Source organism: Pedobacter steynii, assembly GCF_900103665.1.
GTDB classification, from domain to species: Bacteria; Bacteroidota; Bacteroidia; order Sphingobacteriales; family Sphingobacteriaceae; genus Pedobacter; species Pedobacter steynii.
In genome coordinates, this window is record NZ_FNGY01000001.1 from 128971 (window position 1) to 154044 (window position 25074).

General features: G+C 42.2%; 22 protein-coding genes. 17 read left to right on the plus strand and 5 right to left on the minus strand.

Translation table 11 applies throughout. The features are described from left to right. Positions 1 to 24 precede the first annotated feature (24 nt). The 4 genes from BLQ87_RS00440 to BLQ87_RS00455 all read left to right on the plus strand — a co-directional run bounded on the left by BLQ87_RS00440 (position 25) and on the right by BLQ87_RS00455 (position 3701). A complete protein-coding gene (locus BLQ87_RS00440) occupies positions 25 to 1212 on the plus strand; it encodes an efflux RND transporter periplasmic adaptor subunit (RefSeq protein ID WP_074603947.1) in 1188 nt (395 codons plus the stop codon). 5 nt (positions 1213 to 1217) lie between these two features. Further along, positions 1218 to 1562 (plus strand): four-helix bundle copper-binding protein, encoded by a 345-nt coding sequence (locus BLQ87_RS00445; protein ID WP_074603948.1) that lies wholly within the window; start codon positions 1218 to 1220, stop codon positions 1560 to 1562. 274 nt (positions 1563 to 1836) lie between these two features. Continuing rightward, positions 1837 to 3108: an AAA family ATPase gene (locus tag BLQ87_RS00450; RefSeq protein WP_074603949.1), complete on the plus strand. Its 1272-nt coding sequence runs from the start codon at positions 1837 to 1839 to the stop codon at positions 3106 to 3108. Continuing rightward, on the plus strand, positions 3105 to 3701 hold the full coding sequence (locus BLQ87_RS00455) for a DUF4276 family protein (RefSeq protein WP_074603950.1): 597 nt from the start codon (positions 3105 to 3107) through the stop codon (positions 3699 to 3701). Before BLQ87_RS00450 ends, BLQ87_RS00455 begins: the two co-directional genes overlap by 4 nt. Positions 3702 to 3759: 58 nt before the next feature. On the opposite strand, the gene BLQ87_RS00460 is transcribed toward BLQ87_RS00455, so the two are convergent. From BLQ87_RS00460 to BLQ87_RS00470, 3 genes are all read right to left on the minus strand, one after another. Continuing rightward, entirely contained in the window at positions 3760 to 4812 is a 1053-nt protein-coding gene (locus tag BLQ87_RS00460; RefSeq protein ID WP_074603951.1) for an EndoS/ChiA family endoglycosidase, read from the minus strand. A 114-nt stretch (positions 4813 to 4926) separates the two neighbouring features. Further along, positions 4927 to 5640 carry a sterol desaturase family protein gene (locus BLQ87_RS00465; protein WP_074603952.1) on the minus strand — a complete coding sequence of 238 codons (714 nt, stop codon included), beginning with the start codon at positions 5638 to 5640 and terminating at the stop codon, positions 4927 to 4929. 18 nt (positions 5641 to 5658) lie between these two features. After that, the gene (locus BLQ87_RS00470) at positions 5659 to 8742 is read right to left on the minus strand and encodes an AsmA family protein (protein ID WP_074603953.1); all 3084 of its coding nucleotides are present in this window, start codon (positions 8740 to 8742) and stop codon (positions 5659 to 5661) included. A gap of 138 nt (positions 8743 to 8880) precedes the next feature. Between BLQ87_RS00470 and BLQ87_RS00475 the strand changes: the two genes are divergently transcribed. Together BLQ87_RS00475 and BLQ87_RS00480 are read left to right on the plus strand one after the other, a co-directional pair. Beyond that, positions 8881 to 9378 carry a tetratricopeptide repeat protein gene (locus tag BLQ87_RS00475; RefSeq protein ID WP_083361625.1) on the plus strand — a complete coding sequence of 166 codons (498 nt, stop codon included), beginning with the start codon at positions 8881 to 8883 and terminating at the stop codon, positions 9376 to 9378. A gap of 34 nt (positions 9379 to 9412) precedes the next feature. After that, entirely contained in the window at positions 9413 to 9544 is a 132-nt protein-coding gene (locus tag BLQ87_RS00480; protein ID WP_262502363.1) for a nitronate monooxygenase, read from the plus strand. 284 nt (positions 9545 to 9828) lie between these two features. Here BLQ87_RS00480 and BLQ87_RS00485 read toward each other — a convergent pair whose 3' ends face one another. Together BLQ87_RS00485 and BLQ87_RS00490 are read right to left on the minus strand one after the other, a co-directional pair. After that, positions 9829 to 11169 carry a sensor histidine kinase gene (locus BLQ87_RS00485; protein ID WP_074603954.1) on the minus strand — a complete coding sequence of 447 codons (1341 nt, stop codon included), beginning with the start codon at positions 11167 to 11169 and terminating at the stop codon, positions 9829 to 9831. After that, the gene (locus BLQ87_RS00490) at positions 11159 to 12502 is read right to left on the minus strand and encodes a sigma-54-dependent transcriptional regulator (protein WP_074603955.1); all 1344 of its coding nucleotides are present in this window, start codon (positions 12500 to 12502) and stop codon (positions 11159 to 11161) included. The genes BLQ87_RS00485 and BLQ87_RS00490 overlap by 11 nt, the downstream gene beginning before the upstream one ends. Positions 12503 to 12749: 247 nt before the next feature. Here BLQ87_RS00490 and BLQ87_RS00495 point away from each other — a divergent pair, with 247 nt between their 5' ends. From BLQ87_RS00495 to BLQ87_RS00540, 11 genes are all read left to right on the plus strand, one after another. Further along, complete coding sequence (locus BLQ87_RS00495; protein WP_074603956.1) at positions 12750 to 14006, plus strand: efflux RND transporter periplasmic adaptor subunit; 1257 nt, start codon at positions 12750 to 12752, stop codon at positions 14004 to 14006. A 77-nt stretch (positions 14007 to 14083) separates the two neighbouring features. Beyond that, positions 14084 to 14761 carry an ABC transporter ATP-binding protein gene (locus BLQ87_RS00500; RefSeq protein ID WP_074603957.1) on the plus strand — a complete coding sequence of 226 codons (678 nt, stop codon included), beginning with the start codon at positions 14084 to 14086 and terminating at the stop codon, positions 14759 to 14761. Between the two features lies 1 nt (position 14762). After that, positions 14763 to 17189 carry an ABC transporter permease gene (locus BLQ87_RS00505; RefSeq protein ID WP_074603958.1) on the plus strand — a complete coding sequence of 809 codons (2427 nt, stop codon included), beginning with the start codon at positions 14763 to 14765 and terminating at the stop codon, positions 17187 to 17189. A 63-nt stretch (positions 17190 to 17252) separates the two neighbouring features. Next, positions 17253 to 17444, plus strand: a complete 192-nt coding sequence (locus tag BLQ87_RS00510; protein WP_074603959.1) for a hypothetical protein — start codon at positions 17253 to 17255, stop codon at positions 17442 to 17444. 70 nt (positions 17445 to 17514) lie between these two features. Further along, positions 17515 to 17943 (plus strand): DUF417 family protein, encoded by a 429-nt coding sequence (locus tag BLQ87_RS00515; protein WP_074603960.1) that lies wholly within the window; start codon positions 17515 to 17517, stop codon positions 17941 to 17943. Positions 17944 to 18073: 130 nt separating this feature from the next. Continuing rightward, entirely contained in the window at positions 18074 to 18664 is a 591-nt protein-coding gene (locus BLQ87_RS00520; protein ID WP_074603961.1) for a TetR/AcrR family transcriptional regulator, read from the plus strand. Between the two features lie 17 nt (positions 18665 to 18681). Continuing rightward, positions 18682 to 18906, plus strand: coding sequence for a hypothetical protein (locus BLQ87_RS00525; protein WP_074603962.1), 225 nt, complete (start codon positions 18682 to 18684; stop codon positions 18904 to 18906). Positions 18907 to 18920: 14 nt separating this feature from the next. Then, positions 18921 to 20177, plus strand: a complete 1257-nt coding sequence (locus BLQ87_RS00530; RefSeq protein ID WP_074603963.1) for an MFS transporter — start codon at positions 18921 to 18923, stop codon at positions 20175 to 20177. A 157-nt stretch (positions 20178 to 20334) separates the two neighbouring features. Then, positions 20335 to 22776 carry an ABC transporter permease gene (locus BLQ87_RS00535; protein WP_074603964.1) on the plus strand — a complete coding sequence of 814 codons (2442 nt, stop codon included), beginning with the start codon at positions 20335 to 20337 and terminating at the stop codon, positions 22774 to 22776. Between the two features lie 198 nt (positions 22777 to 22974). Beyond that, complete coding sequence (locus BLQ87_RS33650; protein WP_172664780.1) at positions 22975 to 23133, plus strand: hypothetical protein; 159 nt, start codon at positions 22975 to 22977, stop codon at positions 23131 to 23133. Positions 23134 to 23207: 74 nt separating this feature from the next. Next, entirely contained in the window at positions 23208 to 25073 is a 1866-nt protein-coding gene (locus BLQ87_RS00540) for a type VI secretion system Vgr family protein (RefSeq protein ID WP_074603965.1), read from the plus strand. Position 25074 lies beyond the last annotated feature (1 nt).

The window sequence follows — 25074 nt, forward strand, 5'->3', positions numbered from 1 at the left end:
TGTACACCAATAAAAAGAAAGAAAATGAAAATACTAGTTAAAAATATCAGCAGCATGGCCATGGTTGTAGTACTGGCCCTATTCCTCTCTGCCTGCGGAAATAAGAAAGCAGCAGAAAGTACTGCGGCGGCGGCCACAGAAACGAAGCCGAAGGAGGAGGAAAATAATGTAGAAATCAGTCCTGAGCAATTTAAATCTGCAGGCATTGTTTTAGGATCTCCGGAAATGAAATCCATGAGTGGTGTATTGAAAGTGAATGGTTTCATTGATGTCCCGCCACAAAATCTGGTGAGCATTACGACACAAATGGGCGGGATTGTCAGGTCTTCTCCATTATTGCCTGGAACTGCCGTTCGGAAAGGACAACTGGTTGCCATATTGGAAAACCAGGAATATGTTCAGCTGCAGCAGGATTACCTGGAAAGTAAAAGTCAGCTGGAGCTGACCGATTCGGAGTATAAGCGTCAGCAAACTTTGGCTTTGCAAAATGTGAATGCACAGAAAGTATTGCAACAGGCAAAATCTCAATATCAGGTGGCACTGGCCCGTGAAAATGCTTTAAAGCAACGATTGAGACTGATCAATATTAATCCTGGAAATCTGACTGCAGGAAGTATCAGGAGTCAGGTGAGCATCTTTTCTCCGATTAACGGTTATGTCACGAAGGTGAATGTAAATACCGGAAAGTTTGTGAATCCAAATGATGTGATGTTCGAGATCGTCGACAATTCCAACCTGCATGTAGAGCTGAATGTCTTTGAGAAAGATGCGGCAAAAGTTCGGAAAGGTCAGAAAGTAAGGTTTACGCTGACCAATGATGATACGGAACGAACAGCGGTTGTTCAGTTGGTTGGAGGGGAAATCAATACCGATAAAACGGTGACGGTACATGCGATTGCAAAAGGGAGCACTGGCTTTATTCCCGGAACTTATCTGAAGGCTTTTATTGAAACCGGAAGCAATGAGGTAGTCGCGCTGCAGGAAAGTGCTGTGGTTGATTTCCAGGGAAAGAAATACATTTTTATAGCGGTTGCTGCGCCTAAAGAAACAGGTACTGGTAGGCACTATAAAATGATTCCGGTAGAAGCAGGGGTAAGTGATGCGGGGTATGTAGCGGTTAAAATCCCTGCAGATACAGATACTCGGGATAAAGTGGTGCTGAAAGGTGCATATGACCTGCTTTCAAAGATGAAAAATAGCGAAGAGGAGTAGGGCCGATGTTGGAAAAGCAGGAAATCATAGATTTAAAACAAACACTGGCCTTGTGCGCCAGTGTTTGTGAAGATTGTGCGGCGGTAGGTTTTTCCAGGATTCAATACGGAACGTTGAAGAAATGGTGGCCTACAGATAGAGATTATGCAGATGTATGTGCGCTTACTGCAAGTTTGTTGATGTTAAGTTCGGATATGGATTATGCGCGTCTTTTGAATTGCGAAAAGGCCTGTAGAATGTGTGCGGAAGTCTGTTCCGGCTATGATCAGGAGCATTGCAGGATTTGCGCAAAAATTTGTCTGAAATGCGCAGATATCTGTCGCAGTTACTATCAGAGATTAAAGGTGTAAAAAAGGGCAGGTGATGAAAAGGCGTCTATTTTCTCATATCGGATGGATAAGAATGCTGTTCTTTTGGATATTATGCGTTTTTATGCTGATCGCGGTAGTGATGAAATTATGGCATTATTGCGCGGCACATTGGTTCAAATAATCAAGGCTGGAATATTCCAGCCTTGATTATTTACGTGATAGCAAAAGAGACTTTTTTAGTAGGTCATTAATTGCTAATTAATCAGGGTTATTTCTCGTAGTTTGCCTTTTATGAATTATCTTTGAATTACACATGGATACAACAACGACTAATAACTATTCTTTTTTGAAAGCAGGACATTTTATCGGATATAAATCGATAGAGGTTCTTGATGTAAATTTAAAAAGGGGAATGAATATGATCATTGGACCTAACGGATCTGGAAAATCAAATTTTTTAGAGGTGGTCGTTGAAACGTTGAAGTCGGTAGGACCGAATAGAAAGATCAACTTTAAGCATGTGGATTTGGTCTTTTGTACAAAAGGAAGTAAGGATCTTGTCTACGAGGTGACACGAAATATTCCAAAGTCTAATCATGACATTGATTATGAAGAAAGGGAGATCTTAATAACACAAAAATTGACCTTTGACAACGAACTTATTTTTGATACAGATAACGATGAACTTAACCGTAATTCATTCAAGCGTTATAGAGGACGTATGGCTGGTAAAAATCTCCGGAATCTAATCTCATGTTTCACAGAGTTTTCGCCAACTCCTTTATATTTAAAATTTTCTATCCCTGAATCGATGCCAGGGATTGATCGAGCGGGTTCAATTACTATTCCTTTAGGTTCGGAGGATGATATTTGGGATACAGATTTAGATTCCCCTTTTCTTTGGAAAGCTGTTTATATGGTTGAACATAAGGTTATTAATGCTTACTATCGGGAATACGAGGAATCAATTAATCAGGAAGCACTTGGAGAAGAAGAAGATAGAATTAGGTTTGATCACTTTCTAATTGAAACTATACAAGCAGATAATCTTTATGATATGTTATCTATGGATGAGGAGATTGTCGATAACCTTCGCAAATTCAGTCCAATCCAGAACATTCGTTTTAACAAGAACATTAATGTATTTCGTGATGAACGAAAAATAGTCGTTGAAAATCTTAGGCTTGATTTTTTTGTAAATAATAGCTGGATACCTTGGTCTCAGATGTCTGATGGAACTAAACGAATGTTCTACATTATATCAGAGGTCACTGACAAAAAAGAAGGATTCATACTTATTGAAGAACCTGAATTAGGTATCCATCCGCATCAGTTTAATTTGATTATGCAGTTTTTAAAGGAACAGTCTGCCTATAAACAGTTTCTAATTTCTACTCACTCGCCCAAAGCTCTTGATCATCTCGATCCGGAAGAACTTGATAAAATTTTAATTGCAAAATACGTTGGTGGGGTAGGAACGGTATTGAATAATCTTGATGAAGTTCAAATTGAAAAGGCTAAAGCATATATGGATGAGGTTGGCTTTCTAAGTGATTATTGGCTAATGTCAGATCTTGAAGGATGATCAATGTAGGACTTGTGGGTGAGGATCCTAATGATACTTCATCAATAAATAATCTTTTATCAAAGCAGTATGGTAGTGGCATTAAGTTTTTGAATCTGGTACGCGGTATACGTGGAACGCAGCTGGAAACTATCAAATTTAGAAATGCGCTTAAGATTGAACTTGAAAAGAAACAGGGTGAATTTGTCCTATTTATTCGCGATTTAGACGCATTCTCTTCTCAGGGAAATGAAGTGGAGAAAAGAAAGGCATGGTTTAAACTTTCAAGTGAACATTGTGGAGGAAAACATCACCTTTTTCTCTTGAATATATGGGAGCTGGAAGCGTTGATCTTTGGTGACATTGATTGTTTTAACAGCGCATATGGAACCTCGATTAAACCTGGGAGAAATCCTATGCAGATTCGAAATCCAAAAGAGGAACTTCAGAATGCAACTTTTAAATCAAAAAAGAGGTTTGAAGCATCTCACTGTCCTGATATTTTTAGTAAGCTTGATCTAAATGAAATTAAATCAAATTGTCAAAATTTTAAGGAATTTTTAAACCAATTTGATAACTTATTGTTGAAAGAATACAAACTGAAATTTTCTTAGTTTGGAGGCTGCATTAATGTTATTTGGGCTGTAATATTATTGTTTAAGGGGTTGATCATCAGTTAACAGGATTCATAATTTGAATGCTTTCTCTGCTCACTTTGAAATGTGGCGTATGGTTATAATCCCTGCTCATCCGATAAGCACCGACACCCTGTGTATCGTTCTCTTTAGTCCATTTCGCAATATCCAGTAACCACTGCGTGGCTTTTGCATCCCCATTAGGCGGGCTATCCTGACCACCATTCTGATGCAACCATTCATCTCCATTGGTCATGACAATTAATTTATCCTTGCCGAAGGCAGAAAGCAAAGGAGTCAGTTCGGTTACCTGAGATCCTTTCCAGCGACGCGCACCACCTACATAACATTGAAACAACGCATAATCATAATTGCTTTTGTAAGGTGTATAGATCCGGCCATAGCTCAATGGTTCACTATCTTTCGTATCCACATCAGTGTCAAAAAGAAAAAGCGGTTTTACACCTGCATTTGTCAGGTTTCCAGCTTCCGCATTTGGCCCGAAATATCTTGCTACGGCAGTTAATACCGCAACCGCATTTGTTGCCGGTGCATCGTTGCCGAAAGTGCCTCTTTCGATGTCTACATCTATTCCGTCCCAGCCCATTTGCTTAATGTATTTGTTGTACATCGCCTTTGCCCAATTGTTGTAGGTGCTGCTGGCATTGGCTTTGGTATTGTCAAAATTGGGAGGGGCAACATAACCTGGTTCCTTCGTTGCAGGATCTTTTACTGATCCGTCAAAATAAGCATCATTTTTAGGGAAAGAGCAATACACGATTTTTGTTCCTTTTGCCTGTAAAGCACGCCAGTGATCGGGGTTTTGATCATATCCGGCGAAACCTTCTATAATGTCCACACTGTCGGGAACATTGAGCATATTGTAGGATGGTTCAGGATCATTTCCATCACCAACAAGGTAACCAATAAACAATTTATGTGGACTTTTTTTATAGGCCAATAAGTTTGCCAGTGCATCTTTTGAAAGCTTTTTCGGGCTTTGTCCAATAACATTGGTTGTTTTGCAGAAAAGCAGGCAGACAAAGATGCATATAGCCGTAAAGAAGGGCCCGAACAGACGATTTTTCATAAGCGTTTTTATTGGTGTTGTTGATTCCTGAAAATTACAGGTTTCTCTGTTTTAATCCAAAGGTTAACTGATTTAGCTTTGGTGGTTGAGGGAAAGATCAGCAGGAGGGGAAACCTAGGCTTTATACGTGCCAAACAACCTGTCCCAGATGCTCGTATAAAAACCGAAATTATGGCTGATGTCCTGATGATGCTGGTGATGGAAACTGGATGTCCCCAGGTATTTAAAAAAACGTTTGTTGCGCAGAACGGCACTTAAAGGTTCCATACCCAGATGTCCAATCATACCAAACAGTACATTGATCATCAGGTAAATGATGATCGCATAAATGTTAAACGTTGATAACAGTAACAACAGGAGCCAGAGCGCGCCAAAGCTGATGGTTTCCAATGGATGTAAAATAAAGAGGTCTATGGGTTTGGGGTTGACCGCTTCATGGTGCAATCCATGTATGGCTTTGTACAACCAGGTTTTATGGATGATATAATGAAAAACATACATCAGCAAGTCCATCGCCAGGAACAAGATCAGGAAATCAAATAAAATGAACCCCGAAACGTCAGCACTAATTCCGATAAAGCCATTTTTCCATAGCCAGTAGCCAATATACGTGACAATGGTATTCAGGACATTGGTTAACCCGCAGATCAGCCATTCTTTGCGGCTATACAAATATGGAGCATCGGGCTGGGGAGAAAACTGTTGCTGGATTAACCGTCCTGACCATAACACCAGCACAGTAATCAAAACGTTTTCCAACAAAAATACCGGCCATAAATAAATGGCCGGTAATTCCAGTAAATAAGTTAATCCATCATCTACACCCATATCTGGAAGCGCTGATTTCTATTTGTCATCATCCTCGGTTTCTTCCAGTTTTCCTTCTTTATTCCTTTTCAGGGCAACTTTAGGATTATCCTGCGTTCCGGTAATGCTCAATGGGATTCCGATCAAACCAAATGGAGGCAGACCAAGTCTGCCGCTGATGTTCAGGCGGCCATCAAAACTCACCTGGCCTTCAAAACGCGGACGGAATCCTGCCACACGCATTTTAAACCTTTCAATGGTGATGATGTTATTTTTGATCGTACTCTTGATGTTGACTTCAGAAAGGTCCGGATTGCTTAAACTATCACGACGGGTAGCTTTACTTACCGCATTCATAAATTTAAAGCCCATCAGGCTGATCTTTTTTAGAGATAAGGTTCCGCCACCTTTTAACGTGGGGAAAACAGGGAACATATCTTTGTTCAGTTTACCTGAAAGCTGATAATCCAGACCTACCACACCTTTTACTTTGGATGCTGAAGTAGCCAGTTCACGGAAGAGCTTGATCTCTTTATAAGCCTTGGAAATGTCGAACTCCTTTGCAGAGATATGGTAATCGAAAACCGCAGACTTAGGACTTAAACTTTTATAAGTGGCATCCATCGTCATTGGCGCATCCACCAGGTTAAAGCTCGTCTGACTCAGAGTCATCGTTCCGTTATTTAAGGCCAGTGTTCCTTTTGCCTCTTTAATTTTCAGTCCGTTGTAATATACTGCGGCAGCATCCGCCACTACCGATACATTTAAATTATTCGGGATAATGATCACACCGCTTCCTGCTGCTGCTTTTCCCGGTTGAGCAGGAGCTGCATTATAAACCATAAACTCATCCGCAAAAAGCTGTTTGGTTTGCAGGTTAAAGTTTCCGGTAAGCATGGCTTTATCCGACAATACATAATTGATGATGTTGCCCAAATGCCCATTCATGGTAAAATCCGATTTGCCATAACTGGCAGTAAAACGTTCAAATTTCATCTTATCCTGAGCAAAAGAGAATATGCCGTTTTTGATGAAGAAAGATTTAGGAAACAGGTCGGATTCCAGCGTAAGTTCTTTAACGACTACACGTCCTTTGTTGTTTAGCTTTTGATACCTGCCATTAAGCGCGTCGCTTTGCAAGCCTTTAAAGGAAACATCGCTAAATACAGAACCTTTAACGTTATACCCTTTGATGGCAAATAACTGGTACATTTTTCCAATATCTATGGTGCCTTTAGAGGTAACATTGTAGCTCATGTTATCGAAGTTTTTAAGATCTGCTTTTAACATAAAAGGCTGACCCGCCATTTGAAAGGAGATGGGCTTGATGTTCAGTTGCGTCCCTCTCAGGCTTCCGTCTTTGTTCACCAGCGTTCCGTCTACCACAATCTGTTCCAGTGCCTGATCAAAATGAGCAGTTTTAATCCTTCCGTTTGCCAGTTTAATTGTAGCAGAAGTGACCGGGAACAGCTTTTTAAGCTTATTGTAACCACCTTTACTTTGTACGTCCAGGTTCAGTTCTCCACTCAGTTCCAGGTCTTTCAGGGGGTAGAAGTTTTTGATCTCCGCAAAGTTGATCATGGATTTTAACTGAACATCTATAGGGTTGTTTTCTGCGGTCTGCATTTTCGCAAAACCACGGATATAATTGCTTAGCGCCTGAATATTAATGTCGGTGATTTCCAGTTTGGTGTTCTTGTAATTACCGTCCGGATTATGGCCATTCATGCTAAAATTGATCTTGTCGATCGCCGCAGGAAGGGAGGCATATTTAAAATAGCCGTTACTTACAGAAGATTTTAAACTGAATTTAGGAATCGTAGCAATCACGGTATCTACTTGTCTGATGCCACTGCGGACTACCTTTCTGGTGTACTTGCCATCCGCATTCAGGTCGAGGTTGTAATGACCTCTGATCTGGTCTACACCGAAGATCTTTCCCCATTTGCCAAGGTCGATTGCTGCGCGTGTTTTGATAAAGATTTCCGGTTCTTTGAGCCCGTTTAATTTCACTACCGAGCTGACATAGTCTTTTCCCATATTGAAATACAAGCTATCCATATTGACCGATAAGCTGTCCATATTTAAACTGGGTAATTTCGTTTGCAGGTTCAGGTATAAGTGGCTGATGGACTCCGGAGCTTTAGGATTAGAAATCTGCCCTTCGCGGATCTTCATGTTAAAGGACAAAGTAGGCATGCTTTTACTTTTTGCAAGGTATTTTCCGATTAAAGAAGCGTCAATCTCTGCATATCCTTTAATATTGGTCTTTTCCATTCGGCTTGCAAGGGCAGGGGGCATGGCCGAGAAAATATTGTGCAGGTCTGTTTCCTTTGCCCTGGTTTTAAAGTTGATGTCGTAACCGTCTTTTAGAAAAGAGAAACGGCCCACAAACTCGATGGGAAGGGAGTTGATCTTTAAATCATTTTCATCAAACATCAGATCCAGGGAGCTGGTATTGATTTTAGTAAGGAGCTTGGCATTCACCTTTTTGTTCAGCAGGTAAGGCGTTCCATTGTAATAAAGATTCAGGGTATCGATCGCCGCCTGGCTTTTCAGGTCGAAAATCGCTTTGCTTAAATCTCCCTGTCCGGAATAATTCAGCCCTTTGGCACTGACCAGCATCGGTACCGAGCGGTCGTTATACGTCAGGTTACTCTTGTTAATGAAGATGCCTTCGATCTTTATTCCTGTAGCGCTGCTGTCGGTTTTCTTCGTCGTATCTGTTTTACTTTCGTATACATTGTAATTGGCATTTCCTTTCTCATCTACTTCGATATTGATGTTGGCCTGGTCGATGAAGACCTGGTCAATCTTGATCTGATCGGAGAAAACAGTGCGTAAGTCTACCCGAAAGGACAATTCTTTGGTAAAGAGCAAGGTATCCTGCTGGAAAGGTGCCGCACCTTTTAAGGAGAAATTATGGAGGCTAAAAGTTAAGGATGGAAAATGCTTAAAAAAGGACAAACTGCTGCTGTCGAATTTAACTTCACCTTTAATGTTTCCATTCACCCATTTTTCCACTTCTTTAGAAATGGTATTTGGCAGCAGGTAAGGCGTGATAAATAAGAGTAGTACAATAGATGCAATCGTTATTCCGGTAATTTTAAGAACTTTTTTCAAAAGACAGTGATATTAATATATATGGCAGCAAAGGTAATTCTTTAAAAGCTAAAAACGTATAGATATGAAAACGGGGCACTGCTTGTTTTACGTAAACTAAAACCCGATTATTGTAGTTATTAAAATAGCATTCTCAGAATGCTGCGAGAACTTAAAGATCAGATCATGAACGAAGATGAAATAAACGGAGCTTTCCCTGAGCTTTCCAATGAAGTGTTGGAAAAAATTGATGCGCTTTCAGAAAGCGGAAACGACTGTATGGATGAAGAAGATTTTGATGGTGCTGTAGCCAGCTGGGAAGAGGCATTGGTCATGATTCCTGAACCACAAAACCATTATATTCAAAGTGTTTGGCTGAACGCCTCTATAGGAGATGCCTATTTCCTGCAAGATGATTTTGAAACTGCATTAACGTACTTCCTGACTGCAAAAAGCAATGTAGAGGAAAACGTATACTCTAATCCTTTCATCATGTTGAGATTGGGAGAATGTTTCCTGGAACAAGCCGACGAAGAGCGTGCAAAGGAGTTCCTTCTGAGGGCTTACCTGTTGGATCCTGATGAGATTTTTGAAGGGGAAGACGAGAAATACCTGGGTTTTTTAAGTTCCAATGTAAACCTGAAAGAACAACCTTAAACAAATATTTTCTACACCCGGCATCACAAAACTGATCGATATGAAGTATCCTGTTGTTCATGGAGCGATGCCGGGTGTTTCTACTCCTGAAATGGTCGCTGCGGTTTCCAATGCCGGCGGCCCTGGCTCATTGCCTGCTGCTGGGATATCTCCCGGGCAGGTGTAGGTATCCATTAGGAATATCAACGAAACCGGGCACATTTTGTGTAAAGTCCTGTCCGGAATAAGCAAGCTAAAAACCAGATAAAATTCAGCTTCGGAACATCGAAATACCGTGTTTTACCTATACGCGCTCTAACCAGGCTCTATACTCGGTCTATACTCGGTGGAGACACGCTTGAAAGCGTGTTAAAGGCGGGTAAGCACCGACCATAAACCGGGTCATTTTCGGGCATTTCCCTAAGCTGTTCCCTACCTGTTATGGCGCATGGATTTAGCCGGTAAAACGGGCTATAAATAGATAATGAAACTGGAACCCAAACCTTCCACAGAATGGAACTGGATTTGCCCATGATGGAGCATTATAATTTGTTTACACAATGGAAGACCGATCCCTCCACCAGATTTCTTTGTGCTGAAGAAAGGGACAAATATACTGTCGGTCATTTCCGGAGAAATCCCACAACCATTGTCGGTCACCTTGATGGCCACTTTACCCTTTTCATTGTTTTCGGCAGAAAGTATGATCTTTGGATTGGCCTTACCTTTTAAGGCATCTACTGCGTTTAACAAGAGGTTAATGAGTACCTGTTCCATTAAAGCATGATCTGCTTTGATCAGGAGTCTGGCATCTGCTAAAATCAACTCCAGTTCAATATTCTTCTGTAGCAGTGTGGGGTGCATCAGCTGGTATATGTTTTCCAGCAAGGGTCTGACCTGGACCTGTTCCATCACCGGAGCGGTTGTTTTATTCAGATTTCTATACGTTTCTGCAAATCTCAATAAACCCTGACTTCTTCTCTGTATCGTTTCGATTCCCATTTCCAGGTCCTCAAAAATTGCGGTATAAGGCGCAGTTCTTTCTAAAGCAGACAGCCGGCTTTTAAGCGTTCCGGCCAGGGAGGAGATGGGCGCAATAGAGTTCATGAGCTCATGGGTCAATACACCCAGTAATTTTTGCCATGCCTTTGCTTCTGTTTCATCCAGAACTTCGTTGATGTTCTGAAAGGCGATCACCTGAAATTTTAACGCTCCGGTTTGAAAGGCAGTCGCAGAAAGCAATACTTTCAACGTCTGATCCCCGTTTTGAATTCCGGCAATTTTAGATTCCCCGGATTTTAAAGAAATGATCTCCTGATGTAACTTTTCATCTCTCTGAGCAAGGGAAGCGATGGTTTTTAGATAAGGAATCTGCAGCATCTCTTTTAAAGATTCATTCATCCAGATCACTTCTCCGTTCGTTGTCTGATAGGATAATATACCAGTATCGATCAACTCCAGGATCTTCTTTAAATACTGATATTGTGTTTCTTTTTCTCTCGAAATCTGTTTAAAAGCAGCGTTAATGTCATTAAATCCTTTTCTGAGCGCCTTCAGTTCCGTTGGCGCATGCTTCACCTCAAAATGAAGTGAGAAATCCTGATATCGGATCGATTCTACAAAATGTTCAAATTCCCGATACATTTTTAATTGTGACCTATAGCTTTCGATAGCGAGGTAAATGATCAGCATGGATAAAGGGATCAGCCAGGAGAACCATCCTTGTACGAGGCAATAAGATGCAGCTGTAAGGGGGATAAACAGGAGCACTATTCTCCAGATTGTTCGCCAGATCAGGTGCTTAAATGTCATATTTGCTCAGCCTGCGGTATAATGCGTTCCTGGTAATGCCGAGTTCTTTTGCTGCCCAGGTAATGTTTCCACGGTTTCTCTCAATCACCTGTAGAATGGCATTCTTCTCTAATGATTTTAAACTCAGGTCTTCGCTGAGGGGGATTACCGTTTCTATAGGAGAGAAAACGAGGTCAGTGTCCTTCAATATCGGGCCTTCCGCCATAATTACGGCGCGCTCTATGGTATATTGTAGTTCTCTTACATTTCCGGGGAAAGAATACTTTAAGAGCTTATCCATTGCGGACTCTTCAAAGTCCATCTGGGTTTTAAAGTATTTATCGGCATAAATTTTACTGAAATGCCTGGCCAGTAATAAGATATCTTTTCCACGTTTCCTTAGCGGAGGAACGATGATTTCTACTGTATTGATTCTATAGATCAGGTCTTTGCGGAATCGGTTTTCTGTTGCCAGTTCCCGGATCTCTACATTGGTTGCGCAGATGAGCCTGATGTCTACAGGGACCGCATCGTTACTTCCAATCTTGATCACCTGCCTGTTTTGCAGCACGCTCAATAGTTTGGCCTGTTGTTGTAAACTGATGTTCCCGATCTCGTCCAGAAATAAGGTTCCGGTATCTGCTGCTTCAAAACGGCCTGTCCGGTCTTCTCTCGCATCGGTATAGGCGCCCTTTTTATGTCCGAATAATTCGCTTTCAAAAAGGCCTTCCGTAAGGGAGCCGATATCCACTTTCACGAATGGTTTTTGTGCCCTTAAAGAAGCTTGATGGATGGCGTTTGCAATCAGGTCTTTACCGGTTCCGTTTTCTCCAAGAATGAGAATATTCGCGTCAGTAGGGGCCACACGGCTGATTTTATAAAAGATCTCCTGCATGACCTCTGATTTACCGATTAAATCGCTGCCGATACCCTGACTATGGTCTAAGCCTTTGGCCTTTGTTTTTTCTTTTTTATCCAGCGCTTCGGTGATGGTATTCAGTAATTTTTCATTGTACCATGGCTTAACGACAAAGTCGGCGGCCCCGTTTTTTAAAGATTGGATGGCCAGGTCAATGTCGCCATAAGCGGTAATCATGATGACCTTGGTATCCGCCGCCATCGCCTTTATTTTATTCAGCCAGAAAAAACCTTCATTGCCATTGTTAATGGCACTCTTGAAATTCATGTCCAAAAGGATGAGGTCAAAGTGCTTTGCAGAGAGTAAGGAAGGGAGCTGTTCAGGATTCTTTTCTGTGACTACTTCCCCGACCTCGGTATTCAATAAAAGCCTTACCGCGGTGAGCACATCAGGATCATCATCAACGACTAAAATAGATCTGTTTTTCAGCTGCATAAATAAAAATGAATTGTCTTAAAAAGGGCAATTACAAGTATAGGGTTTAATGGCAGTCTTAGCAATGTTATTTTTTGAAAAAACAAGCGGTACTACTGTACCGAAACCGAACGGTGATTGTTCGGATGCGAACGGACAGTTATTGTTGTGTTTTGTTTAATCTGTTGGTTTACAGTTTCTTGTTTTGTTGGTACGGCTTTTATGAAAGAAAACTGAATAGATTTTTCCTTTTTAAAATCATAAGATCTTGGATACAGTTTTACAAAAAAAGCGTTGGAGTTTTAAACGGATAGCCCTCCTGGGAGGAGCCGTTCTGATGGTCGGATTAATGGCTTCAGGATACCTGTTGGGTTCAGGTAAAAGCCGGGTGAAAGTGGAGCTTTCGAACCTGGTCATTGCCGACATTAAGAAAGGCCCCTTTCAGGAGTTTATTCCGGTGAATGGGGTGGTGATGCCTATCACTTCCATTTACCTGGATGCTGCAGAAGGAGGGAGACTGGAAGAGAAGTTTGTCGAAGACGGCGCTTTTCTGAAAAAAGGAGATCCCATTTTAAAGCTGTCAAATACGGACCTCGAGTTGAGCCTCGCAAATCAGGAGACGGCAGTATTTAACCTGCTGACCCAAATGCAGATCTCCAGGAATGCAGCGCAACAGAATACCATCGGGAAATTAAACCAGATGGCCGATGTAGAGAGCAGCTGGGAGGAAGCGGAAAGGACCTACCTGATGAATAAAAAGCTCTTCGATCAAAAGATGATTGCCACACAGGAATTTAAAAAAAGTCAGATTGCCTACAATTACCAGGTCAGAAAGAAAAAGCTGACCGCACAGATTTTGAAACAGGATTCGACGCTGACAAAACAGGAACTGTATCAAAGTGCACAGTCTTTCCAGCGTACACAAAATGCCCTGGCCGTGATGCGTAAGAAAGTAGAAGACCTGACGGTACGGGCGCCGGTATCAGGACAGCTGACTTCCCTGGATGCAGAAATCGGTCAGAATAAAAACAAAGGAGAAAGACTTGGACAGATCGACGTGATCAGCGGATTTAAAGTCCGTGCCGAAATTGATGAGCATTACATTTCCAGAATCTTCCCGGGCTTGCAGGCAGAGTTTAACTTCAACAATAAAAAGACGTTGTTGAGGGTGAAGAAGATTTTTACACAGGTGCTCAAAGGGAAGTTTCAGGTAGACATGGAATTTGTTGGAGAAACACCGGAGGGTATCCGCAGAGGACAGACCCTGCAGGTACGCCTCGCATTGAGCGATGCGACGAACGCATTGTTGTTACCCCGGGGTGGCTTTTATCAGAAAACCGGAGGAAACTGGATTTTTAAACTGAGCAAGGATGGGAAAACCGCCCATCGTGCAGACCTGAGCATCGGCCGGCAGAACCCGGACTTCTATGAATTGAAACAAGGGCTTGTAGCCGGAGACCGGGTGATTATTTCCGGTTACGAAGCCTACGGTGAGATGCAGGAACTAGTCCTGAAAGGAGATTAATAAAAGGAAATGAATAAACTGAGTTAAAATAATATAAAATTGCACAAGCAAATCAACCACACAAAGAAAGCTGAACCGTGATTAAAATAACCGAACTTAAAAAGATCTATCGCTCTGAAGAGCTGGAAACCACCGCTTTAAATGACCTGTCATTTGAAGTGAAGAAAGGGGAGTTTGTTGCCGTAATGGGACCATCCGGTTGCGGAAAATCCACTTTGTTGAACATTCTCGGACTGCTGGACGACCTGGATGGCGGAAGTTTCATCTTCAACGGCACAGAGGTGGCGAAATTTAACGACTATAAACGTTCGGACCTGCGGACAGAAAACATCGGTTTTGTATTCCAGAGTTTCAACCTGATCGATGAACTCACGGTATTTGAAAATGTGGAGCTGCCACTGATCTATACGAAATTGAAAGAGAAGGAAAGGAAAAAGAAAGTCGATGAGGTTTTAGAGCGGATGCAGCTGATGCACAGGAGAAACCATTTCCCTCAGCAATTGTCGGGCGGACAACAGCAAAGAGTGGCCGTAGCACGTGCCGTAGTGAATGACCCCAAGCTGATCCTTGCCGATGAGCCGACAGGAAATCTGGACTCGGTAAATGGCAATGAAGTGATGCAACTGATGACTGACCTGAATGCGCAGGGGACGACCATTATTATGGTGACCCATTCTGAGCATGATGCGAAGTATAGCCATAGGATCATCAGAATGCTGGACGGACAAGTGGTTACAGAAAACATATTGGCATAAGATGGTAAAGCATTATATAAAAATTGCCCTCCGTAACCTGCGGAAGAACATGTTTTACACCCTGATCAGCCTGATTGGTCTGGTGATCTCTATGGGGGCCTTTGTGATCCTGATGAACTATGTGGATTTTGAAAGTCATTATGACGACTTCCATACGGACAGTGATCAGATCTACCGGGCAGAATCTTATTTTACCCTGAATGGCACAGTAGCGGATTCCTGGGCAACGAGCTCCTTCGGTTATGCCGGAGCAATGAAAGCAGAATTTTCTGAGGTTAAAGCCATCACAAGGATCAATTTTAAAGACAATGAGCGGATCGTTCGCTATCAGGATAAGATCTACAGGGAGCGAATGGTGGTGTTTGCAGATAGTAATTTCTTCTCTTTCTTTTCTTTCCCCTTATTAAAAGGAGATCCTCAAAAGGTATTGCGGGAACCTAATACGATTGCCATTTCCGCATCAGCAGCAAAAAAATACTTTGGCGATGCAGATCCCATAGGAAAGGTACTGGACATTACGACGCGAAAAGTAGTATTCCACTGTGCCGTTAGTGGTGTTTTTGAAGACTTTCCGCCTCAGTCTCACCTGAAGTTGGACATGATCATTTCTTATGCGAGTACCAGCCAGTTTGAAAGAGATTTTTGGTATATGCATTCCGCTTATACCTATGTGAAGACAAACAGCGAAGCAGATGCCCGGACGATTGAAAAGAAATTTCCGGCCCTGGCAGAAAAGTTCAAGACAGAAGATGCGATGAGGGATAAAAGCTGGGAAATTCATATGGTACCGTTGTCAGACATTCACCTGAATCCGCTAAAACCTATGGAATTTGAAGTGAAAGGGAGCAAACAGAATGTTCGTTTTATCTTTGTATTTGCCCTCATTATCCTGATTGTAGGCTGGGTAAATTTCATCAATATCATGACTTCCAAATCCATTGAACGTGCCGGAGAGATCGGGCTGAGGAAACTGGTGGGCAGTAAAATGAAACACATGATGATCCAGTTCTTTATCGAGTCCTTTATCATCAACTTCCTGGCGGTTTCGGTTTTTCTGATCCTGATGGTCATCGCGCTTCCCTTTTTAACAGATTTATATTACTCCCCAATGTTCAATCAGTTCTGGCAGCGCCCAATGGTGTGGGGCCTGCTGGTTCTGATCTTTCTGCTGAGCACGCTGATTACAGGTGCAGTTCCGATCCTGGTACTGAGGAAGATAAAGATTGCAGTAGTTTTAAAGAACAGGATGTCTTTCCGTGTGGGAATGGGGAAAGGGCTACGCCATGGGCTGATCATTTTCCAGTTTACCGCGGCGATCGTACTGGTGGTCTCTACGGTAACCATCAGAAGACAAATGGATTATATGCAAGGGAAAGACCTGGGAGCGGATGTGACGCAAACCCTGGTTTTTAAAACCCCGGCTAAGACCGATGATTATGAAGGGAAACTGGAAATGATCACGGAGAAGATGAAAACCATTGGCGGTGTAAAATCGGTCAGCAGATCGAGCGCTGTTCCTGGAGAAATGGTGGATTTCTTTATTGCAAATCAGCGGGACAATGATCCGGAAAAGGTGTCGGTGCTGACGGAAATGTTCAGGGTAGACTATGATTTTATCGATGCTTATCAATTGAAAATCGTCAAAGGCCGGAATTTCTCAAAAAGTTTTGGCGCGGATAAAGATAACTCCCTGATCCTGACGCAAAGTGCGATGAAACTTTTTGGATTTAAAAATGAAGAGGAGGCTGTAGGTGGTTTTATAAACCTGGAAGGGCAGGGGAACAAGAAGTATGAAGTGATTGGTGTGCTCAAAGATTATCACCATCTCTCTCTGAAAGAAAACTTCCGCCCGGTAGTATTCCTGATGTTTAGCCCATGGAATATGCTGGATTTCCAGTATGTTTCGGTAAAGATTCAGGGCGCCAATGCGAAGGCGATTGCAGGAATGCTGGAGAGGGAATATAAAAGTGTTTTTCCGGATTCTTCTTTTGATTCCTTTTTCCTGGATGAATTTTTCAACCGCCAGTATAAAGAAGATGTCACCTATGGGGTAATCATCATGATCTTTACCTGGCTGACGATCTTTATTGTCTGCCTGGGAATTCTGGGAATAGCCAGTTTGATGCTGCTCCGGAGAACAAAAGAAATTGCCATCCGTAAGATATCAGGTGCAAAGCCATGGCAGATTCTGAAGCTGATCAATATGGAATTTATCCGTTGGGTCGGTCTGGCAATAGTCATCGGAACACCTTTATCCTGGTGGATCATGCACAACTGGCTGGAGAATTTCCCTTACCGTACTGAAATAGAATGGTGGATATTTGTGCTTGCCGGATTGCTGACGGTGCTCGTTACCGGAATTACCGTGAGCATTCAAACAGTGAAGAATGCTTTGGAGAACCCTGTGAAAAGCTTAAGGAATGAGTAACAGGAATTTAACGGCCGAATTTGTACCTTGTAGGATATAATTCTCACCTATAAAAAAACAGTTATGAATCAAAAAGAAGTAAACGATGAATACGTTAATGCGGTAAATAAAATTGAAACGATCTTAAAGTTTGATAAAAGCGTTTATCCCAATGCTACAGATTTTATCAGTCATTTGCTGGCACTGGCCAAAGAAAATCATTTTCAGGTCCTGACCAAGGATGGTTCCAGTCTGGAAGATGCGATCAAAGGATAAAAAGAAATTTTAAAATTTATTGTAAGGATTTCAGTTTACCTCCGACTAGGAGGTAAACAAATCTTTACAAATGAAAAATTATTCAAAATTTGGCTATGGCCTTAGTGTCATCGGAACTGCCCTTGTCCTGCTCTGGATCGGGATCTTTAAATTTACCCATGCGGAAGCAAATGCCATTAAAGGACTCGTAGAACATAGTTTCCTGATGAGCTGGATGTTGAACATCGCTTCTCTTCAGGGCGTATCTAATTTTATTGGTGTCTTTGAAATCGCAACTGGATTATTGCTGATTGCTTCCTTCTGGAATAAAAACCTCGGGAAAATCGGAGGCATCTTGTCTGTCCTCATCTTCCTCAGCACCATTTCTTTCCTGTTTACTACGCCGGGAGTATGGCGTTCGGTGGAAGGAGTACCGATCACAGACTTCTTTATTCTGAAAGACCTAACCTTATTGGGCGTATCCTTACAGGTGCTGGATCGAAGTCTGAGTCCTACCTAAACCGTTCATCCGGAAGGAGAGGGCCAACGTGAACAACGTTGGCTTTTTTTATGCCGTTGAAAATATTTATTACAAATAAATTATAAGTAAATGAATATTCATTTATATTTGGACATTCAATTATAAAGCGATGCGTATCAGAGATGTAAATAAAGTAGAGTTAGTGAAGGAAAAGGCGATCGAGTTGCTCGTTAAGGTCGGTTTCGAGGGTTTTACCATGGGTAAATTAGCCAAAGAATGTGGCATTTCGGTAGCTACACTTTACATTTATTACAAAGACAAGGACGACCTGATTCTCCAGGTTGGGATGGAGGAAACGGAAAGAATGGGTGTCTTGATGCTGGAAGATTTCGATCCGGAAGCCACTTTTGCCGTTGGCTTGCGACAACAATGGAAAAACAGGGCAAAATGTATGTTGGAAAATCCTTTATCCGTACAGATGATAGAACAACTGCGAACCTCCACTTATCAGGAAAAGATTTTTGAGCGCCTGATAGAAACCTTTAAATCCACTTTGGGCAGATTTATGCACAATGCCGTACAAAGAGGAGAGATAGAAGCAATGCCATTGGAAACCTACTGGTCTGTAGCTTTCGCCCCCTTGTATAACCTGATCCGGTTCCACAATGAAGGACGAAGCCTGGGCGGCAAACCATTCGTGTTAACCGATGAAGTCCTTTGGGGAACCTTTGATCTCGTATTAAAAGCTTTAAAAAAATAACCTAAAATCCAAAACCTATGGAACTTAATATGAACGATATCCTGCTCTTTAAGACAGACATCCGTACCGAAGGAGATAAGCGATTGATCGCTAAAGTGATGCAGGAATATAAAATTGCAAATTGGACAGTAGACCAGGATGATATCGACTGTGTCCTGAGGATCGTCTCCTCCCAGTTGAAACTACATGATGTCATCAATCTGGTGGTCCATAACGGATACCAGTGCGAAGAATTAACTTAATTTAAATTATTCTAATGGAACAAATACTCCCTAATCCAAATATCAATATTGCCGCCCCTTTTTCGGGCTACCAAAAGCTGGTGATCGCCCTGTTGGCCTTTCTTCAGTTTACCATTGTGCTCGACTTTATGGTGCTGGCACCACTGGGCGATTTTCTAATGAAATCATTGTCCATCACGCCAAAAGGTTTCGGCCTGGTGGTTTCTGCTTATGCGTTTAGCGCCGGTGCATCGGGAATCCTTGCAGCGGGTTTTGCAGATAAATTTGACCGTAAACAGCTGCTATTGTTCTTTTATAGCGGATTCATTATCGGTACTTTATGCTGTGCCATGTCTACGACTTATGAAATGTTGCTTGGCGCAAGAATTGTAACGGGCTTATTCGGTGGCGTAATCGGAGCAATCTCCATGACCATCGTGACCGATCTTTTTGCCGTTCATCAACGTGGCCGTGTAATGGGCTTTGTACAAATGGCTTTTGCGGCCAGTCAGATTCTGGGAATTCCGGTAGGACTTTACCTGGCCAATATCTGGGGTTGGCATGCCGCCTTCTTCATGATTGTCGGCCTGGCCATCCTGATCGGTCTGACGATTCTGATTAAGGTGAAACCAATCGACCAGCACCTTGCTGTGCAATCGGATAAAAATGCCTTTTTACATTTATGGCATGCCGTTTCTAACCGTTCTTATCAAACCGGTTTTTTGGCTACTGCTTTTTTAAGCGTCGGCGGATTTATGCTGATGCCCTTTGGAAGTGCTTACCTGATCAATAACATTAAAATTACCCAGACAGAATTGCCAATGGTATTCATGCTGACGGGAGTGGCCTCTATCATTATGATGCCCCTGATTGGTAAACTGAGTGATAAAGTAGATAAGTTTATGATCTTTTCCGCAGGATCGGTTCTTGCCGTGGTGCTGATCCTGATCTATACCAACCTGAGTCCCGTTCCACTTTGGGAAGTGGTGGTATTGAACATGATCCTTTTTATGGGCATCATGAGCAGGATGATTCCTGCAACAACGTTAACGATGAGTATTCCGGATATGAAAGACAGAGGTGCTTTTATGAGTGTGAATGCTTCCCTACAACAGGTAGCAGGTGGAATAGCCGCTTTATGCGCTGGGTTGATCGTTACTCAGGAAACAAAAAGCAGTCCGCTGCAACATTATGATACCCTTGGCCTGGTCGTATCTGTCCTGGTTTTAATTTGTGGCATTTTCGTGTACAGGGTAAGTGTGCTGGTTAAAAAGAAAGAGCAGCAAGGCTAATTCGAAAGCGTTCAATATGGAACAATGAATGTTCGGTATTGAACGCTTTTTTCATGGGATACCCACCTGATGATGGGTTTATGGACAGTTTAAGGATTTGGCATTGAAATGGTTTCTAAGTATTGCTGACTCGTTTTGCCCATAAATACTTCACCTGATGTTTAAACTCAACTTAAAGATAGCCTTCCGTAATATCTGGAAAAACAGAAGTGCTTCATTGATCAATATTGCCGGACTGTCTTTAGGACTTGCAGGTTTTATACTGATTTTATTGTACCTGAACTTTGAAACAGGTTATGATAAATGGTCTCCAAAATTGAAGAACGTTTATAAAGTAGGGGTGCATTTTCGTGTGGGTGCTGCAGATGAATGGTGGGAAACCATGCCTGCAAGCTTCATTTCATTGATCCGGGAGAAATCTCCTGATGTAGAGAGTGCAAGCATTACCGGCTGGGGCGATGAAGTCATCGAGCACAACAGACAGTTTTATTATGACTTGAATGTCAGACAGGCGGACAGCACCTTTTTCAGAACTTTTCCCTTTACTTACCTTCAGGGAGATATGAATACGGCACTTAACCAGCCTAAGCGTGCAGTGATCAACAAGAAAACCGCATTGCTTTTATTTGGAACTGATCAGGTACTGGGAAAGACCATAAAGTTGGGTTTAAAGAAAGAAACGCATACGATTACCGGGGTTTGGGACAATGAAAAGAACCGGACCCATTTCTGGGCAGATGTAATTACGCCCATGCCTATGCCTAAAGACGAGCATTGGGGCAATTTTAGCTATAACTCTTATATCAGGCTAAAAGAAGGGGTAGATCCGGATATAGCGCTTCCTAAACTTACCCGTTTATTTATGGATGCCAAGGCGCGCTGGTCTGCCAGGAATGCAAATAAGGTCATAAAGACCAAAGGATTGCTGACTATAGCTGAGGCACAGGTAATTATGAATGAAGGAAGGAGCAGTAAAGTAGAACTGATCTATGAGCCGGTTGGCGGTGTTTACACCGGTTCTGTTTTCTATGGAAAAAGCAAAACGACAACCATGTACGTTTTGTCGGCGCTAGCTATATTTCTGCTCGTCATCGCCTGTATCAATTTTACCAATCTGGCCATTGCACATGCGGGGAAACGTGCCCGTGAAATTGGCGTGAAGAAAGTATTAGGCGTAGAAAAAAATATGCTGGTGGTTCAGTTTCTGTTTGAGACTTTTTTACAGACCACCTGTGCTTTTTTATTGGGATTAACACTCGTAGAGTTATTGCTTCCATATTTTAACAGTTTATTAGGTAGCCAGCTCAGTTTTTTTGGTGCCGGAAACATGTTGACCTTGTTATTCCAGGTGAGTCTTGTATTTATTCTGGTGACCCTTTGTGCCGGTTTATATCCGGCGGTTTATTTTTCCGGATTTTTACCGGCTAAGGTACTGAAGGGGAATTTCGACCGGAGTGCAAGGGGCATACTTATCAGAAAGGTTCTGGTGGTCAGCCAGTTTGTGATTACCTGCACTTTTATCATTTGTTTTGCGGTGATGTTTAGTCAGCTTAAGTTTATGCGGAATAAGGATGTCGGCCTGCAAAGGGCTCAGGTTTTGTCTGTCAGGCTGCAGACCGACCGGATTAAAGAGATGTCTGCTGATAAATTTGAACAAATCGGACAAAGACTGAAGCGCATTGAAGGGGTAAAGCAGGTGACGCTTTCCAGCCGTTCTCCATGGGGTAATGGCGGAAGTTCCGGGGATCTGAACTACCAGGGACAAAACCTTATGGTACAGGATTATTATGTTGGTCTGGATTATTTTGAAACACTGGGTATTCCTTTGAAGAGTGGCAGGGCATTTTCTAATGCAAATTTTCAGGCAGATACGGCAAAGGTAGCGGCAGTGGTCAATGAGTCGTTGGTAAAAGAACTTGGCATCAAAAATCCAATAGGCACTACTTATGAGCGGGGAGGGGAAAATTACCGGATTATTGGGGTGGTTAAAGATTTTAATGATCAGGGCTTTGAGGCCGCCGTAAAACCATCCCATTTTATTGTGAGCAAGCGTTGGTATCAATATGGAAATTTACTGCTCAGCATCCATGCAGAAAATCCGCAGGAGACTTTAAAAAAGATCACTGAAGAGTGGGCAAAGGTAGAACCTGGTTTCCCGCTAAGGTCAACCTGGCTTGATGAGTCTTTCGCTAAAAACATGAAAGACTACCAGCGGCAAGGTGTATTGATGCAGGTGTTTAGCATAGCCACGCTTTGTATTGCTTTGCTTGGTCTCTTTGCTTTAGCCACCTATAATGCCAAAGTCAGAACCCGGGAAATTGCGGTGAGAAGAGTCCTTGGCGCTTCTACTTCGGGCATCTTAAAGCTCCTGAACAAAGAGTTTGTAGGCTTGGTTCTGGTGGCAAATGTGATTGCCTTTGTGATCGCTTATATTCTGATGAACAAATGGCTGAATGGTTTCGCTTATCGCATAGATGTACCTGTTCTGTTGTTTGTGCTCACCGGATTTTTCTCGCTCTCACTGACGATCCTTACCGTAAGCTGGCAGGCCTATAAAGCGGCAATGACCAATCCGGTTGATGCGCTGAAATACGAATAAAAAAGCGCGACATCTGTCTGGTTCTGTATACGTTATCTTTAGAGTCTTGAAAATAAAATGTCTTTGTTTTAAAATTATATAAGTTAAACGGGCTTTGTGAAGCGTTTTTCGTTGTTTTAAAGTTATTTGCCTGATTATTATACGATAATGGCAGAATTTTTGTCAGTGTAGTGTATAATAAACCTAAAACCAAAAGTTATGGCTTTCAAAGCAAGATTAGACTTTTCGGGCAAGGAGCACCATGTATTCCATGTTGCCTATTCCCTAAATCCTGACGTAGACGCAAAAGGAAGGCTTTCTTCCCGGAAGCTGAAGGTTGGCATTGCTAATCACATCAATGATTGGCCGAAAGCATAAACAATATTAGATCTGTAAACCTGTCGGTCGCGAAACTGCTTCTGCCGGTATTTTAATGGCTCAAATTCTACGTTATGGAAAATAAACTCATTGTAAAAATCAATATAGAGGATAAGGAAATTTTGCATTTTATTTCCTTTAATCTTCAACAGCAATTTAACCAGCATCATTATTTTGAATTAAGGATCAATCATGATGAAATGGGGTTACCAGGTCTGATTAACCTGAATACCAGCAGGGATTATGTAGGGAAAGCTTTTACCATATCCTTTGGGCATGAAGCGAATAAATTACAGGATTTTGCGGGGTTAATTACTAAAGTTGAACTCGCTCAAAGTCACGGTTACCATGGTGTTTTGGTGCTGAGTGGTTATAGCCCTACCATCCTCATAGACAGGGGCGAAGATTTAGGTTCTTACCTTGATAAAACCCTCGATGATATCGTAAATCTGGCCACCGTAGATACCCCGCAAAACGATTTGAGGTTTGTAGCCAATTCCAGCAGAAAAGCCCCGATAGATTATGTGATCCAATATAAGGAAAGCGATTTTGAATTTTTAAACCGCTTGTCCGGCCAATACCATGAATGGTTTTACTACGATGGCAGGCAACTCAACTTCGGTAAGCCGGAGGAGCTGAAAGAAGTAGCCTTGTTTTACGGCAGAGATGTGCAGAATTTCCAGTATGGAATGGAGGCCGCTCCTATAAAAAACAAACGGTTTATGTATAGCTCCAAACAAGACCAGATGTTGAACAGCGAAAGTGCAGGCAAGGTGGAAGGGGTGCCGGATCTTACTCATGCGATACAAGCTTCGAATTTAATGTATAGCAAAACTTATAATCAGCCTTCACTTATCCGCATAGACAATAGTAACGACATTAAAAATCATGTGGAGAACGAGGAAAAGGCACGCATTTCTGAGCTGCTGAAGATCCATGCCAGCGGTGATCAGCCGCAATTAAGCATAGGTTCTATTGCAGAAATCAGCATGAGTATCAGGCAGGACTTATCTTTTAAAACGGATAGTATCGGCAAATTTTTAATCACCAGCATCAACCATACTATAAACGGGACCGGCAAATACAACAACACTTTTGAAGGGGTAATGTCTACAACAGAGCGTTTGCTCGTTAAAAATTACGCCAATCCAAACCCTGATATGCAATTGGCGCAGGTGGTGGACAACAATGATCCGGATGGACTGGGTCGCATTAAGGTTCTCTTTAAATGGGAGTGTTTAACGAACGACCATACGGAATGGCTGCGCATCGTGAGTCCAAGTGCCGGAACAGGGGACAGGGGGAATAACCGGGGTTATTTTGCGATCCCGGAAATCGGCGATCAGGTGATGATCGGTTTTGAGGAAGGTAACATTGCGAGGCCTGTTGTGATGGGAAGTATTTATCACCGCAGTAATGTAGACAGTAGTCCGCAGATAAAGAACCACCTCAAAAGCCTGACCACCCGGAGCGGGCATTTAATTGAATTTGATGACAGTGAAGGCACGCAGGGGATAAAGATTACCGATATCCATGAAAACATCATCCATATAGATACTAAGGGAAACAACATCACCATTACTGCATTGGAGAACATGACCTTGAACTGCAAGAATATGCAGATCAATGTGACTGAAAATATGAATACCAATGTGGGTAAAAACATTTCAGAAAGTGCAGGGGAAGATATCTCCATTGACGCGGGTCGAAACATGACACAATATGCAGGGCAGGACATCAGCATGACCGCCATAGGGGACTTTAAAGAGAATGCAAATAATAAAACTGAAATGGTAGAGAAAGCCTATACCAGAGGTTCTATGGAGTCCACCCAATATGCGGAGAAAGTCACCATTTTCAGTACTAAGGAAAACATGCTTCTGGAAAGCTCAGAGAAAACAGTGGAAATCAATAGTGCTGAAAAATCAAACCTTTTTTAAT

Excerpts from the sequence above, each read along its gene's own strand:
- BLQ87_RS00440 (WP_074603947.1), top strand. The coding sequence starts at position 25 with ATGAAAATACTAGTTAAAAATATCAGCAGCATGGCCATGGTTGTAGTA.
- BLQ87_RS00445 (WP_074603948.1), top strand. The coding sequence starts at position 1,218 with ATGTTGGAAAAGCAGGAAATCATAGATTTAAAACAAACACTGGCCTTG.
- BLQ87_RS00450 (WP_074603949.1), top strand. The coding sequence starts at position 1,837 with ATGGATACAACAACGACTAATAACTATTCTTTTTTGAAAGCAGGACAT.
- BLQ87_RS00455 (WP_074603950.1), top strand. The coding sequence starts at position 3,105 with ATGATCAATGTAGGACTTGTGGGTGAGGATCCTAATGATACTTCATCA.
- BLQ87_RS00460 (WP_074603951.1), bottom strand. The coding sequence starts at position 4,812 with ATGAAAAATCGTCTGTTCGGGCCCTTCTTTACGGCTATATGCATCTTT.
- BLQ87_RS00465 (WP_074603952.1), bottom strand. The coding sequence starts at position 5,640 with ATGGGTGTAGATGATGGATTAACTTATTTACTGGAATTACCGGCCATT.
- BLQ87_RS00475 (WP_083361625.1), top strand. The coding sequence starts at position 8,881 with ATGCTGCGAGAACTTAAAGATCAGATCATGAACGAAGATGAAATAAAC.
- BLQ87_RS00485 (WP_074603954.1), bottom strand. The coding sequence starts at position 11,169 with ATGACATTTAAGCACCTGATCTGGCGAACAATCTGGAGAATAGTGCTC.
- BLQ87_RS00490 (WP_074603955.1), bottom strand. The coding sequence starts at position 12,502 with ATGCAGCTGAAAAACAGATCTATTTTAGTCGTTGATGATGATCCTGAT.
- BLQ87_RS00505 (WP_074603958.1), top strand. The coding sequence starts at position 14,763 with ATGGTAAAGCATTATATAAAAATTGCCCTCCGTAACCTGCGGAAGAAC.
- BLQ87_RS00510 (WP_074603959.1), top strand. The coding sequence starts at position 17,253 with ATGAATCAAAAAGAAGTAAACGATGAATACGTTAATGCGGTAAATAAA.
- BLQ87_RS00515 (WP_074603960.1), top strand. The coding sequence starts at position 17,515 with ATGAAAAATTATTCAAAATTTGGCTATGGCCTTAGTGTCATCGGAACT.
- BLQ87_RS00520 (WP_074603961.1), top strand. The coding sequence starts at position 18,074 with ATGCGTATCAGAGATGTAAATAAAGTAGAGTTAGTGAAGGAAAAGGCG.
- BLQ87_RS00525 (WP_074603962.1), top strand. The coding sequence starts at position 18,682 with ATGGAACTTAATATGAACGATATCCTGCTCTTTAAGACAGACATCCGT.
- BLQ87_RS00530 (WP_074603963.1), top strand. The coding sequence starts at position 18,921 with ATGGAACAAATACTCCCTAATCCAAATATCAATATTGCCGCCCCTTTT.
- BLQ87_RS00535 (WP_074603964.1), top strand. The coding sequence starts at position 20,335 with ATGTTTAAACTCAACTTAAAGATAGCCTTCCGTAATATCTGGAAAAAC.
- BLQ87_RS33650 (WP_172664780.1), top strand. The coding sequence starts at position 22,975 with ATGGCTTTCAAAGCAAGATTAGACTTTTCGGGCAAGGAGCACCATGTA.
- BLQ87_RS00540 (WP_074603965.1), top strand. The coding sequence starts at position 23,208 with ATGGAAAATAAACTCATTGTAAAAATCAATATAGAGGATAAGGAAATT.